Origin of the sequence: Aeromonas sp. sif0611 (assembly GCF_019218845.1) — a bacterium.
GTDB lineage: Bacteria > Pseudomonadota > Gammaproteobacteria > Enterobacterales > Aeromonadaceae > Aeromonas > Aeromonas media.
This window is the reverse complement of the sequence record NZ_JAHUWU010000008.1, coordinates 83,490-100,964: the sequence shown is the minus strand read 5'-3', so window position 1 is coordinate 100,964 and position 17,475 is coordinate 83,490. Positions and strand designations below refer to the sequence as shown.

General features: G+C 64.3%; 18 protein-coding genes. 9 read left to right on the top strand and 9 right to left on the bottom strand.

What is annotated here, in order from left to right; genetic code table 11:
• The first annotated feature begins 25 nt into the window (after window positions 1–25).
• The 3 genes from KW824_RS17315 (at window position 26) to KW824_RS17305 (ending at window position 3,719) form a co-directional block, all read left to right on the top strand.
• Window positions 26–1,399 carry a PLP-dependent aminotransferase family protein gene (locus tag KW824_RS17315; protein ID WP_218410456.1) on the top strand — a complete coding sequence of 458 codons (1,374 nt, stop codon included), beginning with the start codon at window positions 26–28 and terminating at the stop codon, window positions 1,397–1,399.
• Between the two features lie 29 nt (window positions 1,400–1,428).
• Window positions 1,429–1,893, top strand: coding sequence for a hypothetical protein (locus KW824_RS17310; RefSeq protein WP_218410454.1), 465 nt, complete (start codon window positions 1,429–1,431; stop codon window positions 1,891–1,893).
• Window positions 1,894–2,093: 200 nt separating this feature from the next.
• On the top strand, window positions 2,094–3,719 hold the full coding sequence (locus KW824_RS17305) for a hypothetical protein (RefSeq protein ID WP_218410452.1): 1,626 nt from the start codon (window positions 2,094–2,096) through the stop codon (window positions 3,717–3,719).
• A gap of 34 nt (window positions 3,720–3,753) precedes the next feature.
• Here the strand turns inward: KW824_RS17305 and KW824_RS17300 are convergent, their stop codons facing one another.
• The 3 genes from KW824_RS17300 to KW824_RS17290 all read right to left on the bottom strand — a co-directional run bounded on the left by KW824_RS17300 (window position 3,754) and on the right by KW824_RS17290 (window position 7,869).
• On the bottom strand, window positions 3,754–5,067 hold the full coding sequence (locus tag KW824_RS17300; protein ID WP_218410450.1) for a sodium-dependent transporter: 1,314 nt from the start codon (window positions 5,065–5,067) through the stop codon (window positions 3,754–3,756).
• Between the two features lie 436 nt (window positions 5,068–5,503).
• Complete coding sequence (locus tag KW824_RS17295; protein ID WP_218410448.1) at window positions 5,504–6,817, bottom strand: sodium-dependent transporter; 1,314 nt, start codon at window positions 6,815–6,817, stop codon at window positions 5,504–5,506.
• Between the two features lie 212 nt (window positions 6,818–7,029).
• Window positions 7,030–7,869 (bottom strand): isopenicillin N synthase family oxygenase, encoded by an 840-nt coding sequence (locus KW824_RS17290; protein WP_171272590.1) that lies wholly within the window; start codon window positions 7,867–7,869, stop codon window positions 7,030–7,032.
• A gap of 198 nt (window positions 7,870–8,067) precedes the next feature.
• Between KW824_RS17290 and KW824_RS17285 the strand changes: the two genes are divergently transcribed.
• Window positions 8,068–8,631, top strand: a complete 564-nt coding sequence (locus tag KW824_RS17285; RefSeq protein ID WP_218410446.1) for a DUF2799 domain-containing protein — start codon at window positions 8,068–8,070, stop codon at window positions 8,629–8,631.
• A gap of 37 nt (window positions 8,632–8,668) precedes the next feature.
• Here KW824_RS17285 and KW824_RS17280 read toward each other — a convergent pair whose 3' ends face one another.
• Together KW824_RS17280 and KW824_RS17275 are read right to left on the bottom strand one after the other, a co-directional pair.
• Complete coding sequence (locus tag KW824_RS17280; RefSeq protein WP_218410445.1) at window positions 8,669–9,490, bottom strand: Cof-type HAD-IIB family hydrolase; 822 nt, start codon at window positions 9,488–9,490, stop codon at window positions 8,669–8,671.
• 241 nt (window positions 9,491–9,731) lie between these two features.
• Complete coding sequence (locus KW824_RS17275) at window positions 9,732–10,970, bottom strand: MFS transporter (protein WP_218410443.1); 1,239 nt, start codon at window positions 10,968–10,970, stop codon at window positions 9,732–9,734.
• A gap of 173 nt (window positions 10,971–11,143) precedes the next feature.
• Between KW824_RS17275 and KW824_RS17270 the strand changes: the two genes are divergently transcribed.
• Both KW824_RS17270 and KW824_RS17265 read left to right on the top strand, forming a co-directional pair.
• Entirely contained in the window at window positions 11,144–11,767 is a 624-nt protein-coding gene (locus tag KW824_RS17270) for a metalloregulator ArsR/SmtB family transcription factor (protein ID WP_043128400.1), read from the top strand.
• Window positions 11,768–12,077: 310 nt separating this feature from the next.
• Entirely contained in the window at window positions 12,078–12,554 is a 477-nt protein-coding gene (locus tag KW824_RS17265; protein ID WP_025325819.1) for an Lrp/AsnC family transcriptional regulator, read from the top strand.
• 94 nt (window positions 12,555–12,648) lie between these two features.
• On the opposite strand, the gene KW824_RS17260 is transcribed toward KW824_RS17265, so the two are convergent.
• The 3 genes from KW824_RS17260 to KW824_RS17250 all read right to left on the bottom strand — a co-directional run bounded on the left by KW824_RS17260 (window position 12,649) and on the right by KW824_RS17250 (window position 13,796).
• Entirely contained in the window at window positions 12,649–12,966 is a 318-nt protein-coding gene (locus KW824_RS17260; protein WP_005324594.1) for a hypothetical protein, read from the bottom strand.
• A 144-nt stretch (window positions 12,967–13,110) separates the two neighbouring features.
• Window positions 13,111–13,341 (bottom strand): hypothetical protein, encoded by a 231-nt coding sequence (locus KW824_RS17255; protein WP_041206736.1) that lies wholly within the window; start codon window positions 13,339–13,341, stop codon window positions 13,111–13,113.
• Window positions 13,342–13,370: 29 nt separating this feature from the next.
• A complete protein-coding gene (locus KW824_RS17250; protein WP_043128402.1) occupies window positions 13,371–13,796 on the bottom strand; it encodes a MarR family winged helix-turn-helix transcriptional regulator in 426 nt (141 codons plus the stop codon).
• Window positions 13,797–13,994: 198 nt separating this feature from the next.
• Between KW824_RS17250 and KW824_RS17245 the strand changes: the two genes are divergently transcribed.
• From KW824_RS17245 to chrA, 3 genes are all read left to right on the top strand, one after another.
• Window positions 13,995–14,999 carry an NADP-dependent oxidoreductase gene (locus tag KW824_RS17245; RefSeq protein ID WP_218410442.1) on the top strand — a complete coding sequence of 335 codons (1,005 nt, stop codon included), beginning with the start codon at window positions 13,995–13,997 and terminating at the stop codon, window positions 14,997–14,999.
• Window positions 15,000–15,194: 195 nt separating this feature from the next.
• Entirely contained in the window at window positions 15,195–15,626 is a 432-nt protein-coding gene (locus tag KW824_RS17240) for an NUDIX hydrolase (RefSeq protein WP_182787620.1), read from the top strand.
• A 236-nt stretch (window positions 15,627–15,862) separates the two neighbouring features.
• A complete protein-coding gene (gene chrA / locus KW824_RS17235) occupies window positions 15,863–17,002 on the top strand; it encodes a chromate efflux transporter (RefSeq protein ID WP_182787618.1) in 1,140 nt (379 codons plus the stop codon).
• Window positions 17,003–17,073: 71 nt separating this feature from the next.
• On the opposite strand, the gene msrB is transcribed toward chrA, so the two are convergent.
• Window positions 17,074–17,466, bottom strand: coding sequence for a peptide-methionine (R)-S-oxide reductase MsrB (msrB, locus tag KW824_RS17230; protein ID WP_171272597.1), 393 nt, complete (start codon window positions 17,464–17,466; stop codon window positions 17,074–17,076).
• Window positions 17,467–17,475: the final 9 nt, after the last annotated feature.

The window sequence follows — 17,475 nt, the reverse complement described above, 5'->3', positions numbered from 1 at the left end:
TTGGATCAATGGATTTATTGTCACCATGACAATCTGGACGCCCGACCTCACCCCCTTCGCAGGCCCTCTCTATCTGAAACTGGTCAAGGCCATCGAGCAGGCCATTGCCGATGGCATCCTGCCCCCCCAGACCCGACTGCCGACCCACAGGGCCCTGGCTGACCGGCTGGGGGTGACGGTGGGCACCATCACCCGCGCCTACACCGAGGCCGAGCGACGTGGTCTGCTGGCGGCCAGGGTGGGTCATGGCACCTGGGTCAGGGCTGCGGCGGATCCCGCCAACGAATGGGTGATCCGCAACGAGGACAATCAGCGCATCGAGCTGTGGCAGAACCTGCCGGTGCAGCTGGACAGGGCCGCCATCATCAGGCCCATGTTGACCGAACTGGCGGACGGGGATCTCAACGCTTTGCTCGGCTATGACAAGGAGGCGGGACGTGCCGAACAGCGCCAGCTGTTCGTCGACTGGCTCGCCGCGCAGGGCATTCAGGGAAGTGAAGACAGGCTGTTGTTCAGCCATGGCGCCCAGCACGGCATCATGCTGGCCCTGCTGGCCACCGGCTGCGTGGGGGAGACCCTCTTTTGCGAGGGGCTCAGCTACCCCGGCATGCTGGGCAATGCGCGCCAGCTGAAGAATCAGGTGATGGGGCTGGCGATGGACGAGGAGGGGCTGATCCCCGCCGCCCTGGAGGCCGCCTGCCGCCAGCGGCGGGCCAAGCTGCTTTACCTGACCCCTACCCTGCAGAATCCCACCACCGCCACCATGAGCCTGGCGCGGCGGGAGGAGATAGTTGCCATCGCCCGCCGCCATGATCTGCTGATCGTCGAGGATGACGTCAACGGCCTGCTGCCCGAGGTCTCGCTCCCGCCCCTGGTCAACCTGGCGCCGGAGCGAGTCATCTACCTCGGCAGCCTGGCCAAGATCGCCTGCGGCGGCCTGCGGGTCGGCTTCGTGTTGTCTCCCCCCTCCCTTCGCAACGGCTTCGCCCAGGCCATGCGGCTGTCGAGCTGGATGGTAAGCCCCCTGCTCATCGAACTGGCCTGCAAGCTGGTGAGCCAGCACCAGATCATGCCGCTCATCGAGCAGCAGAGACGAGTCCTGGCACGTCGGGGGGAGCTGTTGCGTCACCTGCTGCCGGGGGCCCGCTGGCAACCGGGCGCCATGCACGCCTGGCTGCCGCTGCCCGAACCCTGGCGCAGCCAGGAGTTCGCCGAGGCTGCCAACGCCCTTGACGTCGGGGTCGCGAGCGGAGAACACTTCGCCGCCGGCCAGTTTGCCGCCCCGCAAGGGGTGCGCCTGAGCCTGAGCCAGCCCGCCACCGATGCCCGCGTCGCCGAGGGGCTGGAGCGCCTCGCCGGGCTGCTACGGGGCACGCCGCCCACCAATCCCCTGCTATAGTCTGTGGCCCTGATCCCGAAGGAGTGACCATGCTGCCCGTCCGCCCCGCCCTGCTGCTCATGATCCTGTTGCTGGGGGGCTGCGCCTCGCCCAGCCATCAGCAGCTGGGTGCGGCGCTGAGCGGGCTGGAGGGGGAGTTGCAGCGGCTGGAGGAGGAGCTCGCCGCCATGAACGGGCTCCACTATCAGAGGGCCATCGACGCCCCCCTGACCCTGCGCCGCTACCTGAGTGCTCCCTCCCCCACGGCGGAGGGCCTGGTGCCCGCCCAGAGCCAGCTGCAGGACGGCCCCCTGCTGCGCTATGACTACCGCCTGCCGGCGTCCATGACCCGGCTGCCCACGGACAACCCCTGCCTGCGCTACGAGTTCGAGCTGCGCCACCTCGGTCGTCTCGGCCAACTCGAGCTCGCCTGGCAGGGGCACGGGCAGCAGGGCAATCGGCTCATCCGTCAGCGCGACTGTCCCTTCTCGGCCAAGGGACCCGGTTTGCAGTAGGGTCCCGCCCTCATCCCGGCCTGCGGCAAGGCCTGACCGGATGAAGACCCCCGCCCTATGGCGGCTTATCTTCCACGCGCCCTGTCACTGACCCAAGTGGGGTATTGACCCCGTCGCCTCTCTCGGACGACAGTGGGGCCATCTTTGAATCCGGTTTTCACACGCCTGGCCACATCCCAGTCAGCGAAGGAGCGTCAAGAATGCAGATCCTCCTGATCGAAGACGATGCCATGATCAGCTCGGCCCTCTCCCAGGGGCTCGGCGAGCTGGGGGTGAACGCATCCCAACTGCGCCATTGCAAGGAGCTCGCGACCCTGCCCGCCCTCCTCGGCAAACACGCCTTTGATGCCATCATCTGCCGCCAGTATCAGCATCAGGCCCATGACGGGATCCGTCTGCTCCATGAGGCGCACTATCTGGGCCTGCTCGCGCCGGGTTGCGTGCTGTGGTTGCTGGGCGAGGAGGATGACGCCGGCCAATTCCCCCCTTCCGACCTCTATTTCCCGTTGCGCCTGCCCGTCCCCTTCACCACGGAGCAACTGACCAATGGCCTGCGTGAATTGCTGATGCTGATCGAGCTGACGCGGCCTCTGGCCACGCCCATGGCCCTCAGGGAGTGGCGCAACGCCTGTGCCCGATGCGAGGATCTGCTCTATCAGCACTCGCGGCACAAGGGGTTGGGGCCGCAGATAGACAGGGTCAAGGGATACATGCTGTTGCAGGATCAGGATCACTTCCAGGCCACCCAGCACTACGCCATGTGCACCACGGAACACGACGCCTGGTGGCCACGCAAGGGGTTGAGCCTCGCCCTGCTCGGATTGAACAGGCTGGAGAGTGCCCGCAAGGATCTGGCTCGCAATCAGGCACGACTTCCTGCCGCCATTTATCAGGAGCTATCCCTCGCCTGCCTGCTACACGAAGCACAATGGGAACCGGCCTGGGCCGCGCTCGCGCAGTTGCTGCGCAAGTACCCCTGGCAACCGGAGTGGCGCCAGGTTGGTATCCTGCTGGCACTGCTGCTCAAAGAGGAGGGGAAGGCGCTGGAGCAGGCCAGAAGCCTCACTCTGCGTTTCTTTTCCGAGCACAGATTCCGGATATCCATCGAGCATGTCATCCTGAGCGCCAGTCTGGCGGTGCTCTGGCACAACCCGACAGCGGCCAGGATAGCCACGCTGCGCCAGGAGTGTGACAACCTCGGCCAGGCGACGACCCTGCGTGACCACGAGGCCGCACTGCTGCAAGCCCTGATGCTGGGCCTGGATTATCGCTTCGATGAGGCCCTGGTGCTGCTGGCCAGACATCCGCCAGAGGCGGCGCGGGACCATCACCTCAACCAGTTGCTCGGCTTTGCCGTCAGCCAGTTCTGCGGCCTGCCCCAGCACGCCCGGCGTTATCTGGCACAGCTCAGCCAGCATCAGGCCAGGGTGGCGCCCTCCCCACTGCTCCAGCGGCTGTTCAGGCTGGTGATCACCGAACTCGGGCAGCAGTTGGAGCACCGCGAACAGCGCCTGGCCTCTCTGCGCCAGGGGCGGCAAGAGGCCATCTCTGCCGGGCAGCATCAGGTGGCCATCCAATATGGCTTGACCCTGCTGGAGGAGTTTCCCGCTCTGCCGGGGGATGCCTGGCAACTGCTGACGCTGTTGCAACTGTGCTGGCCGAGCGGCATGCCGGCTCCCGGGGTCGCCCAACTGGTTGACCGGCTTGAGCGGCGCCTCAACCACAGCGCCGCGTTCCAGGGGCAGCATGCCGACGCCTATCAGGAGACGCTGCGGCAGATCCGCTCTCACCTGGCCCCCAAACTTCCTCCTCTCACACCTCACTAAGGTCGGGAGCCCAAGCGCCTCCACGGGGCAACGGCTAGAGCAGACCCCGCACCAGAATACCGGCGATCAAGAGCGGCGCCACCAGTCGCCAGCACCAGAGCAGGCACAGACGCAGGGCCGGCGACAACCCGGCAGGCAGTATGGTATCCCCCAGCCGCCAGCCCAGCAGCAGGGTCAACACCAGACCGAACAGCGGCATCATCAGGTTGGAGGTGAGGTAGTCCAGCAAGTCGAAGATGGTCTTGCCAAACAGGGTGTAGTCGGCCCAGGGACCGAACGACAGGCTCACCGGAATGCCGGAGGCCATGATCAGCAGGGTCAGCACCCGGCAAGCGCCACGGCGCGACCAGCCCCACTCCTCGCAGGTGAAGCGCACCAGGTGCTCCAGCATGGAGATGGAGGAGGAGAGCGCCGCCACCAGCAGCAGCAGGAAGAAGACCACCCCCAGCCCCTGGCCGAACGGCAGGTGGCTGAACACGGCGGGCATGGTCATGAAGGTGAGACCCGGGCCGGCTGTGGGGTCTATGCCGGTGGAGGCCAGCGCCGGGAAGATCATCAGCCCCGCCAGCACAGAGATAAGGCTCGCCAGGGTCACCACCCAGACCCCGGAGCGCAGCACCCCTTCGCTATTGGGCAGATAGGCGCCATAGGTGGTGTGTACCCCGAGGCCGATGGAGAGGGAGAAGAAGGCCAGCCCCAGGGCATCCAGCACGCTCTGGCCGGTCAGCATGGAGAAGTCCGGCAGCAGCAGTTGGCGCACCCCGGCCATGGCCCCCGGCATGGAGAGACCCACCCCCACCAGCAGCAGCATCATGATGAAGAGCGCCGGCATCATCCATCGCAGCGCCCGCTCCACTCCCTTCTGAATGCCCCCCTGCACGAACCACCAGGTGAGCCCGGCGAAGACCAGATGAGTCAGCACAGGCCACCAGGGATGGCTGACGTAGCCATTGAACAGGGCGGTCAGCGCCGAGCCCTCGCTGAGGTTGAGCTGCCCGCCGATCGCCAGCGCCGCATAGCCCACGGTCCAGCCCCCTACCACGCTGTAGAAGCTGTAGATGAAGAAGCCGCAGAGGATCCCCATGTAGCCCATCCAGCGCCAGTTCGGCCCCACCAGCCGATGGAAGGCGCCGAGTACCCCGCGCTGGCTGCGGCTGCCGAGCAGGGTCTCACCCACCAGCACCGCGACCCCCAGGGTGAAGCTGAACAGCAGAAACACCAGCAGGAAGGCGCCACCGCCATTGGTGGCGGTCACATAGGGAAACTTCCAGATGGCGCCAAGGCCAATGGCCGTGCCGGCCGCCGCCAGCACATGACCGAGACGGGAAGACCACTGAACCTGGCTCATACAACCTCCGGGGAAGACAACATCGAATCGATACTCCATGGGTAAGTGCAACCTGGGTCGCAACAACTGGGCTGCAACAAAAAGGCCGCCCGGGGGCGACCTTTGCAATGAACATTCAGACTGAGTGCGCGTGCAGGGTCACCTCTCTTGCGAGCTGAAAAATCGACCAACAAGGGCGATGAGGGGTGACATTCTGTGAGTAACCTGGACGCGAAAAAGGAGCCACAGCCTAAACCACGGCAAGAGAAGTTGACAGCCAATAGTCCATTTTCGCCCACAAAACAGAATATTTATCAATTTAATGGCCAAATTGCGAACCAAAGTTTTGATAAACTGCCATTTCATGGATTTTTCGAGACAGTCAATCCTGCCGGCGAGGTTCCTCTGTCTGCCCGGACCACGGGCAGGCCAGAGGGCCCGCCCGAACGGCAGAAGGTTACAGCAGACCCCGCACCAGAATGCCACCGATGAGCAGGGGAGCCAGCCAGCGCCAGCAGCCCATCAACAGGGCGCGCCAGTGCGGTGCCAGCCCGGTGGGCAGCGCCCGGCGACCGAGCTGCCAGCCCAGCAGCAGCGTCAGGGCCAGCCCGAACAGGGGCATCATCAGGTTGGAGGTGATGAAGTCCAGCAGCTCGAAGATGTTCTTGCCAAACAGGGTCAGATCCCCCCAGGGGCCGAACGACAGGCTGACCGGGATGCCCCCCGCCATCACCAGGGCTGTGATCAGGCTGCAGGCCGCCCGCCGCGACCAGCCCAGGCTCTCGCAGACGAAGCACTGCAGGTGCTCCAGCAGGGAGATGGCCGAGGAGAGCGCCGCCACTACCAGCAGGGCGAAGAAGACCACCGCCAGCCCCTGGCCGAAGGGCAGTTGCTGGAACACCGCCGGCATGGTCATGAAGGTGAGGCCGGGCCCCGAGGCGGGATCGATACCGGTCGCCACCAGCACGGGGAAGATCATCAAGCCCGCCAGCACGGCGATCAGGCTCGCCAGCAACACCACCCAGAGGCTGGAGCGGCCCACCCCTTCGCTGGAGGGCAGGTAGGCGCCATAGGTGGTGTGGATGCCCAGACCAATGGAGAGGGAGAAGAAGGCCAGCCCCATGGCGTCGAGCACCCCGGACATGCCGAGCTTGCTGAAGTCAGGCATCAGGAAGTGGCGCACCCCGGCCATGGCATTGGGCAGGGTGAGGCCGAAGGCCACCAGCAGCAGGATCATGATGAAGAGGGCCGGCATCATCCAGCGCAGGGTGCGCTCCACCCCCTTCTGCACCCCGCCTTGCACGAACCACCAGGTGAGGGCGGCGAACAGCAGGTGGGTCAGCACCGGCCAGAGCGGATCACCGACGTAGTCGTTGAAGCGGGCGGTCAGCGCCGCGCCGTCCCCCTGTTGCAACTCCCCCGCCAGCGCCATGCCGGTGTAACCCAGGGTCCAGCCCCCCACCACGCTGTAGAAGCTGAAGATGAGCAGGCTGCACAGCAAACCCATGGCGCCGACCCAGCGCCAGCGCTTGCCCATCAGTTCACCGAAGGCCCCCACCACCCCGCGCCGGGTCAGGCTGCCGAGCAAGGCCTCCCCCATCAGCACCGCCACCCCCAGGGTGAAGCTGAACAGCAGGAACACCAGCAGAAAGGCGCCGCCACCGTTGGCGGCGGTCACATAGGGGAACTTCCAGATGGCGCCGAGACCGACCGCCGAACCTGCGGCGGCCAGGATGTAACCGAGCCGGGATGACCATTGGGACTGCTTCATGGGAACTCCAATCGAGGGGCCCGCCAGCGGGGCCCGGAATGGCGCTCAGAGTACGCCCGGGGGCGCGCAATCACTCGGCGTATATCCGTTACAAAACTCAGTTTTTAGCATCATTAACCAATAAAATTCGGATAACCAACCAACTGTGCCAAAAAATAAAAAACCGGAGCGAGTTTGCTCCGGTTTTGACGCTGACACTGGCGGTGCCGGGACTAGATGACTCCCAGCTCCCGCAGCCGCTCCATCAGGTAGCTGTGGGCTGTGTGGCGCTCGGAGAGCACCACGTCCGGGCGCGGGTGCAGGAACAGCGGCAAGGAGATACGGGACTTAGCGGCACTGCCGCCGGTCGGGTTGATGACCCTGTGGGTGGTGGAGGGGTAATAGCCACGGGAGGCCTCCTGCAGCATGTCACCTATGTTGATGATGAGGGTGCCAAAGTCGCAGGGCACGTCCATCCACTCCCCGTCCGAGCCCTTCACCTGCAGGCCGGGCTCGCTCGCGGCGGGCAGTATGGTCAGCAGGTTGATGTCTTCATGGGCCGCGGCGCGGATGGCCCCCGGCTCTTCGGTGCCGTCGAACGGCGGATAGTGCAGCACCCGCAGCAGGGTCTTCTGGCTCTCTTCGATCATGGAGGAGAGCGGGCAGCTGTAGTGGGCGGCGATGTCCGCCGGGGTGTATTGCTCCACCCAGGAGAGCAGCTCGGCGGCGAGATCGTTGGCGAGGCGGTAGTACTCCATCGCCTGCGCCCTCAGCTCTTCCGGCATCTGGCCCCAGGGGTAGAGGTGGAAGTACTCCTTGATGTCCTTCTGGCTATTGCCCTTGGCCACCTCGGACACCGAGGGCGGGAAGTAGCCGTCCTGGGTCTCGCGGTTGAACAGGAACGCCTGCTTCTGCTCGCTCATGAAGAAGCGATACCAGTTGTCATAGATGGACTGCACCAGCTCCTTCGGGATGGGGTGGTGGGTCAGCACCCCGAAGCCGGTGGTGCGCAGGGATTCGGTGAAGCGCTCGGCCGCGTCGGGGGAGCGATAATCGACGGTCAGGACTTTCATTGTTTTTGTTACGTGCCAGTTAAAAGTAGGCGCAGTTTACCCTGCCTCCCCCGGCAAGAAAAGGTCGCCGGAGGCCCGTTCGCAACGGCTTGAAAGTACTGATAAAAACATCATGAAATCGGCCTGGTACCGGGTGCTTGTTCCAGGCGGGCTTCCTCTTCTAGAATGCCCCACCATCCTTGCTGTCGGAGCCCCTTCATGTCCCCCAAGATCCTGCTGTTGACCCTCCCCCTGCTGCTCGCCGGGTGCAGCTCCCTGTCGGAGGAGGAGTGCCGCGCCATGAGCTGGTACAACCAGGGTTATCAGGACGGGGAGCAGGGCAAGACCCGGACCGCCACCCGTGACTACAAGCAGACCTGCGGGGAGTACGGCCTCAGGGTGGACGAAGACGAGTGGCAGCGCGGCTACGCCAAGGGGCTCGAGCTCTACTGCATCCCAGTGCTCGCCTACAGCAAGGGGCGGGAGGGGAACGAATACCTGGGAGTCTGCCCCAACGACACGACCTTCCTCACCCAGTTCGAGCGCGGTCGCAAGGAGTATCTGCTTGAGCAGCGCCTCGGCGAGCTGCAACAGGAGCTGGAGCGCACCGAGCGGACCATCTATCAGCTGGATCAGCAGATCCGGGGCGAGAGCGACAGCAAGCAGCGGGACTACTACCGGGCCCAGCGCGAGCGCGCCATCCGCCACTACGAGGGGGTGCGCCGTGACTACAACCGGATCCGCTTCCCGGATCGGGTGATCCAGTTCTCCTTCGGGAGCTGACCAACAAGGGGCCGCGCTGGCCCCTTTCTGTTGCCCCTCAGGAGGGCAGGACCCAGCGCTGCAGCGCCAGCGCTATGCCGTCTTCGTTGTGATCCGCGGTGACCCTGTCCGCATGGGCCTGGATCTGGGGCGCCGCGTTGCCCATGGCCACCGCCAGCCCTACCTGCTCGAACATGCTGATGTCGTTGTTGTTGTCCCCAAAGGCCACCACGTTTTCCATCGCTATGCCCTCCCTCGCCGCCCACTGGGCCAGCCGGTTGCCCTTGCTGCAGCCAGGCTGCACCAGCTCCACCGCATAGGGCGCCGCCCAATCCTGGGTGAAGGGCAGGTGCTGCACCACCTCCCCCACGAAGCGGTGCAGTCGGCCCGGATCCTGATTGAACAGCTCCAGCTTCCAGATGGGCTTTTGCAGCCAGCTGTCGATATCCTCCGCCGGCAGCAGGGAGACCTTGAGATGATCCGGCTGGTTCGCCGACCAGCGCCGCATCCGGCCCACATGCTCCTCGCAGCCGAGATAGCCTATGCCTTCGTCGAGGTGGAACAGGGCGCCCATCTGCTGCGCCTGCACCTCGGTGAGCAGGGCGGTGAGCGGCGCCACCGCCAGGGGATCCCCTGCGAGGATCCTGCCTTGCGCCGGATCATAGAGGTAGGCGCCGTTGCTGCAGATGAGGGGGGTGTCGAGGGCCAGCTCGTGATGGAAGGGCCGAGCCGTCATGAAGTGGCGGCCCGTCACCAGCAGCACCTTGATGCCATGGGCGCGGGCCTGGGCCAGGGCGGCCCGGGTCGCGGACGAGATCTTGTGATCCCGGGTCAGCAGGGTACCGTCCATGTCCAGTGCAATGGCTTGATAATGATTCATATCACCTCCAGGAATGTTGAGCCGTGCAAGGTGCCATACCATTTCAATCCCGGCGCAATGGCCTGAAACTCGCTCATATCACCTCTCAGGACTGGGCATCGCGGGGCGCATATGAAGGCCTGTGCTGGTCAGGTTCGCCGGGCGACGGGGTAAAGGGGGCAAAGAGCCATACCGTCCCAAACTCGGCGCCGGGATGCAAGCCCCGGCTGTCACCCCGGCGCCGATCTGTGATCCAGCCGCCTCAGCCCGGCTCGGCGCAGGCGGCCACGGCGCTTCGTCTGTCCGCCCGTCTGCGCAACCCGTAGAAACCGAGGGCGCAGATCAGGCCGCAGAGCGCCGCCAGATAGAAGGGCCACTCGGTGCCTGCCAGCAGCGCCAGGCTGCCGAGCACCACCGCCAGGATCTCGCTGCCCACCGCCAGGCCGCGGTAGACCCCCATCGCCTGCCCCTGCTGGCTGGCATGGCTGCGATTGGAGATGGCCACCGAGGTGGCGAGCTCCCCCAGGCTCATGCCGATGCCGGCCGGAATGAAGGTGAGCGCCAGCCCCCACCACTGGGTCGGCAGAATGAACATCAACATGCCCGCCGCCATCACCAGATGTCCGACTATGCCAAGGGAGCTGCCACGCCAGTGTCGGGCAAGTTGCGCCCCGAGCCAGGACCCCAGCATCATGGGCACGCTCACCAGCACGGCGGCCTGGGCCAACTGCACCGGATCCCAGGCCAGCCGCTCCACCAACCAGACGTTGAAGTAGGTGAAGTAGAGCTGCACGGCCCCGTAGCTGAGCAGAGTCAGCACGAAGTAGGGCAGCAGGCGGGGTTGCAACAACAGTTGCCGGGTCGAGAGGGAGGCCAGCTCTTGCTCGGCGGGTATCGGCGGCCGGTTGGGCAACAGCCAGAGCACCAGCAGCAGGTTGCCCACCGTCATGGCCACCGCCAGCCAGGCCGCCAGGCTGTAATCCCCCGACACCACGGCGGCATAGCCCCCAATCATGGGACCCAGTACCCAGCCCAGGTTCATGCCGATGTTGATGCGAGCGAAGTTGCGTGCCTTGGTTCTGGTGGTGCTCATGTCCGCCGCCATCGCCTGCACGATGGCGATGTCGCCGTTGAAGAAGCCCTCCACCACCCGGCTCAGCAGCAAGAGCGGCAGGGAGCGCCAGGCGATGCCGAGGGCCATCAGCACATAACCCGCCAGCACCCCGATCAGGCAGAGGGTCAGCACCGGCTTGCGGCCATGGCGATCCGACAGCTTGCCCAGCCAGGGGGCCCCCAGCAGTTGAAACAGCGGATAGAGCCCCATGATGACCCCGAGCCACACCTTGCGGCTCCAGTCAGACGCCTCCGGCGTCAACATGCCCTGGGCCGGATCCAGCATCAGCGGTGCCAGCACCGGGGATGGCAGGCTAAAGCCCGCTATAGCCAGGGTCACCGTCATCACCAATACCCAGAGGGTCGCCTGTCCCTTGATCCCTTCCATCTTCGCCTCATTAAATAAAGTTATTGGTTTATTTATACTGCAAAGGGAACGCCATTAAGTAAAGTGAATTATTGATTTAAATGAGGCCGCTGCCCATAATGACCACACGCATACCAGAATCGCGCGAACCGCTTCCGCTCAATATGCCGCACCTGTCGACAACGAGATCCCCCATGAACGCCAGTACCGACAAGATCCTCTACCTGCTTAAGACTCACGGCCCCCAGAGTGCCGCCGCGCTGGGGGAGCAGTTGCAGATGACCTCCATGGGCGCCCGCCAGCATCTGACGGCGCTGGAGGCCGACGGCTGGGTGGGATTTAGCGACGAGGCGCGGGGCCGCGGTCGACCGGTACGGCTCTGGCACCTCACCGAGCAGGCCTGGCAGCGCTTCCCCGACAGCCACAGCGAGCTGACCCTGCAGCTTATCGACAACATCCAGCAGCTGTTTGGCGAGGTGGGCATGGAGCGGCTGATCGCCCAGCGGGAGCAGCAACAGCTGGCCCGTTATCAGGCCGAGCTGACCCAGCCGACGCTGGCCGACAGGCTGGCGGCACTGACGGCGCAGCGTACGCGAGAGGGCTATATGGCGGATTTTCGCCAGGAGGAGGATGGCAGCTGGCTGCTGTGGGAGAGCCACTGCCCCATCTGCGCGGCGGCGCGGGCCTGCCGGGGCTTTTGCAGGAGCGAGCTGGCGCTGTTTCGCCAGTTGCTGGCACCGGCCGGGGTGGAGCGGGAACAATATCTGCTGGAGGGGGACAGACGCTGCCTCTATCGCATCCGGCCGCCGCAGGCCTGAGGATGCCGGCGCGCAAAAACAACAAAGCAGGCGCCGGGATGCCTGCTTTGTTGCCTTCGGGGAGGGGATGCTCTCGTTCCAGCCCGTCGTTTCCCGATAAGGTCGGACGGCTGATGGGGTTGTTGACCCGGTAAGGTCCTTCACCACAGAGGCCTGATTGGGCATCTGTCTTGCCACCGGAAGATGAAACCATGGTACCCCTGCCGGTGCGGTGAGTGGTTGTGAAGTAGTAGGTATTTTCAGTTGTTTTTGCAATAGTTCACCCTTAATCTAGGAAAAGTGAATTAATAATTGCAACGAGGAACGGAGAATGCTGAAACTTGATCGGATAGACAGGCATATTCTGGAGTTGATGCAGGAGAATGGCCGCATCAGCAACCTGGAGCTGGCCGAGCTGGTCGGGCTCTCCCCCTCTCCCTGCTCGCGCCGGGTCAAGGCGCTGGAGGATGCCGGTCTCATCGATACCCACGTCACCCTGCTCAACGCCCGTCAGCTGGGGCTCACCCTCACCGCCTACATTCACATCTCCATGGACAGGCACACCCCTGAGCGGTTCGAAAACTTCGATCGGGCCATCCAGGATCTGCCCGAGGTGCTGGAATGCGACCTCATCACCGGCAACGACGCCGACTACCAGCTCAAGGTGGTGGTGCGGGACATGGAGCACTACCAGCACTTCCTGCTGGACAAGCTGACCCACATCTCCGGCGTGACCGGGGTGCGCTCCAGCTTCGTGCTGCGCCGCATCAAGCACAAGACGGCGCTGCCCCTCAACCACCTGGGCTAGCAACCCGGCACCTGGGCTGAGGGCCAGAAGCGCAAAAAGCAAGAGGAGGCACTGGCCTCCTCTTTGTATCTTGTGTCACCGGGAACTGGCCGGATCAGACGCCGACCTGGCTGACGTCCTGCACCTGCAACAGCCAACCGGCCTGCTCCTGCTGGGGTTCACCACTCAGTCGCAACCGCTCGCCTTCTGACACCCACTGCCCCTCGGGCAGGGAGACCAGCAGACTCTCGCTGCCGTTGTCGAACACCCAGCGATCTTCGCCGAGCGACTCAATCAGATAACCTTCCATCTCCACTCTGGACTCGGCTTGCCAGGACGGCGCAACGGAATCACGGCTCTCGATGAAATCCCCCTGAACACCAAAACTGGCCAGCCCCCACAGAATGGAGAGCCCGACGATGGATGACTGCATCTCTCTCTCCTCTCATGAAACTGTGAGGCCAGTATGGAAAGGGAACCATGAGCGCACCATGAACAAGGCCGCAAAGTGCAGGCGAGATCGCGAAAAAAACCGGCCAATGGGCCGGTTGTGTCATTTTATGGTGCCTGGATCACACTATTTGGCGGCTTCCTCTGCCATTCGAACCGCCCTTGGCTTATTCGTCCACATGGCCACGCCGCGGTGATCCGCGCAGATCCCCTCCTCGTTGATGGCCCTGACCCGCACGCCATCCTTGCAGACGGCCTGCCAGGCATCCGCATCATCTATCCGCAACTCGGACGGGGAATGGGTGCTGCCGGCGCAGCCACCAAGCAGCAGAACACACAGGGGTAACCAGGGTTTCATCGGATGACTCCAGGCAAGGGGAAGAGGATTCAGCGCCCGAGCTGCGCCGCCACGCGATCGCAGAGTCGCTTGAGCTCGGCCAGCTCAGCATCGGCCAGATCCACCTGATTGCGCAAGTTGTCCGCCAGACAGCACTCCCTGACCCCCTGCTGCAGCTCGCGCCCCGCCTCGGTCAGGCGGATGCATTTTTGCCGCTCGTCTTCGTGTGAGACGGTGCGGGTAAGCCAGCCCTTGCTCTCCAACCGCTTGACGATGGGGGTCAGGGTGCCCGCGTCCAGGCCGGTCTCCTGGCCGATCTCCTTGAGGCTGACCTCGTCCCGCGCCCAGAGCGACAGCATCACCAGGTACTGGGTGTAGGTCAGATCCAGCTTGTCCAGGAGCGGCCGATAGGCGCGCATCACTGCATTGGAGGCGCTGTAGAGGGCAAAACAGACCTGCTTTTTCAATTCACTCATGGGGCACCTCGCTGACGACTGGGGCCAGTATACCCCAGGACAACTGGCGTCTGAATAATTTGCACACAAAACAGTTGTCACCCCCTCTTTTCGGGATTAACCTGATTTTAGTTTGTACACAAATAGAATGCCCTAGCCGCCGCCTCAGCCTTAAACGGGCCCGGCGTCGACAGCCCCTTACCTCGCTGGAGAACGACCATGACCCCGATCAGCCATCAGATCCAACTGCTGCGCCGCCCAACCGGCCTCCCCACCCCGGACGATTTCGCCCTCAGGGAAGTGCCCCTGCCCGCCCTGCAGGAGGGCGAGGTGCTGGTGACCAACCAGTGGCTGTCGGTGGACCCTTACATGCGCGGTCGCATGAGCGAGGCCAAGAGCTATGTGCCCCCCTTCCCCCTGAACGGCCCTCTCGACGGCGGCGCCATCGGCACTGTGCAGGCGTCCCGTCACCCCGACTTCAAGGTGGGTGACCCGGTGAGCAGCATGCTGGGCTGGCGGGATGCCTTCGTCGCCAGTGGGGAGCAACTGACCCGTTTGCCCGCCACAGCGCTGCCCTCCCAGCACTTCCTCGGCGCCCTCGGCATGCCGGGCATGACTGCCTGGGCGGGCCTGCACAAGGTCGCCCGTCTGCAGGCCGGTGAGACTCTGCTGGTATCGGCCGCCTCCGGCGCGGTCGGCACCATGGCGGTGCAACTCGCCAAGCGGGCTGGCGCCCGGGTGATCGGATCCACCGGCTCCGCTGACAAGGTCGCCTACCTCAAGACGCTCGGCGCCGATGCGGTGATCAACTATCGGGAGACGCCGGATCTCGACGCCGAGCTTGCCCGGCTCGCGCCAGAAGGCATTCAGGTCTATTTCGAGAACGTGGGTGGTGCCATGCTGGACGCGGCCCTCAACCACATGGCGCTGCACGGGCGCATCGTGCTGTGCGGCCTCATCGAGCAGTACAACAGCAACGGCCAGAGCAGCGGGCCGCGCAACCTCGCCCAGATGATCCGCAAGCGCATCCTGATGCAGGGGCTGCTGGTCTCCGATCACTGGCAGCATTACGGGGAGTTCCTGGCCGAGGCCATCCCCGCCTTCGAGGCAGGCCTCCTGCAGGCAGAGGAGACCATCAGCGAGGGACTGGCCAGCATGCCGCAGGCCTTTATCGGGCTGTTCGAGGGACGCAACACCGGCAAGATGCTGGTCAGGCTGGGCTGACCATCGGTCACCAGTCGAGAGATCCAGCCCTTTATCGACGGTTGCAAGCCGAGGCGCACTGCGCCGACAAGATGCAGGTCAGGTTGACGTGATCCCGAATTGATAGCCAATTGGCGACTTGCGAAACGGGCCCATCCGTCCTAAGGTGGGCCCGTTTTTTATGGTGCCATCCAGTTTTGGCAAGGAGCTCTTCTTATGTCCACTCCCTATCCTCGCGTCGGGGTCGGTGTCATCCTCGTCAACCATCAGGGTCAGGTGCTGCTTGGCAAGCGCAAGGGCAGCCATGCACCCTACTGGTCCATCGCCGGTGGCCACCTGGAGCTCGGTGAGAGCTTCGAGTCGGCGGCAATCAGAGAGGTGGCCGAGGAGACAGGTTTTCTCATCACCAACCCCAGCGTCATCGCCGTCACTAACAACCTGGAGACCTGGCGCGAGAGCGGGCTGCACTACATCTCTGTCACCCTGGTGGCAGAGGTGGAGGGGGAAGCGCAACTGCTGGAGCCGGACAAGTGCGAAGGCTGGATCTGGTGCGATCCTCGCGTGCTGCCCGAGCCCCACTTCGATGCCAGCCGCCAGTCCATTTCCTGCTGGCTGACAGGACGCTGCTATCTGCCTCAGCCGACCTAATCCCCATCCCCTGCTGGTTGAACGGGCGTTGCTACCTGCCAGCGGCAACCCCATCCGCTGAATAAGCCCGCTGGCCTGTCTGCCAGCCATGCCCCAATGCCTCTCGCCAGCGGGGTGGCGAGAGGATCATCAGCCAACAGTGAGTCAACCGGCAACCCAGCCCGAATTGTCATAAAAAAGTCATCACTTTGTCATATCATCCCTGCCCATATCCAATGACAACAGGGGAGTGAGCGGTGGGGCAAGTATTCCTTCAATTTTTGTGGCTGGGCTGTATCAGCTTCGGTGGGCCGGCCGCCCATATCGGCTACTTCCAGCGCACCTTCGTCACGCGCCTGGGCTGGCTCAGCCAAGCCGAGTTTGCCCAGTTGCTGGCCCTGTGCCAGCTGTTGCCCGGCCCGGCCTCCAGCCAGCTCGGCTTCGCCATCGGTCGCCATCGGGCAGGCCTTGGAGGGGCGCTCGCCGCCTTTGCGGGTTTCACCCTGCCCTCTTTCCTGCTGTTGCTGGTCGCCGCCATCGGCATGGGCCAGCTTGGCAACAACCTCTGGCTGGATGCCGCCCTGCACGGCCTCAAGCTGCTGGCACTGGTGGTGGTGGCTGATGCAGTGCTCACGATGAGCCGCCAGTTCTGCAAGACGGCGCTGCAACAAGGTGTCATGGTGGTGACCGCCGCCGCACTCTGGTGGCAGCCTGGCCTCCTGACCCAGCTTGCCATGCTGCTGGGGGCTGCACTGCTCTGCGCCCAACGGGAGGAAGCCAGCGCCCCTTCTGCGCCGCCAGGAGCCCGCCGTTCACCCCACTGGCCAACCTTGATGCTGTTTGCCCTGCTGTTTGTCGGCTTGCCCCTGCTGGTTCAGGGCCCCACCAGTCAGTTGGTCGCCGATTTCTATCGGGCCGGCAGCCTGGTGTTCGGCGGCGGCCACGTGGTACTGCCCCTGTTGCAGGAGAGCGTTGGTCACAGCCTCAGCCAGCAACAGTTCCTGACTGGCTACAGCCTGGCTCAGCTGGTGCCCGGCCCCATGTTCACCCTGGCCACCTACCTCGGCGCCCAGCTGTTGCCTGCCGCGCCACTGGCGGGCGCCCTGCTGGCAACCCTGGCACTCTTCCTGCCGGGTTTCCTGCTGCTCTGGGCCATGGGCCCCTGCTGGCAACGCTGGCTGGCCCACCCTCGCCTCGCTGGCGCCGTAGCCGGCATCAATGCCGCCGTGGTGGGGCTGTTGCTGGCCGCCCTCTATCAACCTGTGTGGCAGAGTGCCGTGCTGGCCCCGACCGATCTGGCGCTGGCCGCCATCGGTTTCTATCTGCTGCGCGTCATCAGGTTGCCCATACTGGCGCTCGCCGGCCTGCTGGCGGGCGCGAGCCTGCTGCTGATCTGACGGGTCAGCGCAGACCGCATAAAAAATGGCGCCTCCGCGAACGGAGGCGCCATTTTTCATCCTGGGGGATCTCAGGGGTCTGGGGTGGGTTCGAAGTCCAGGCTCAGGCTGTTGACACAGTAACGCTGGCCGGTCTCGGTCGGCCCATCCGGGAAGACATGCCCCAGGTGGGAACCACACTGGCTGCAAGTGATCTCCACCCGCTTCATGCCGTGGCTGCCATCTTCGGTGTAGGTCACTGTCCCCTCGATGGCCCGATCGAACGAGGGCCAGCCGCAGCCGGAGTCAAACTTGGCATCCGCATGAAACAGTACGCTCTTGCAGCAGACGCAGAGGTAGTCACCGCTCTTGCGATTGTGCAACAGGGCGCCACTGTAAGGGCGCTCTGTGCCCTTCTCCCAGCAAACGTGAAACTGTTCGGCACTCAACTTGCTGCGCCATTGCTCGGGATTGTTGCCCTTCATACTGACTCC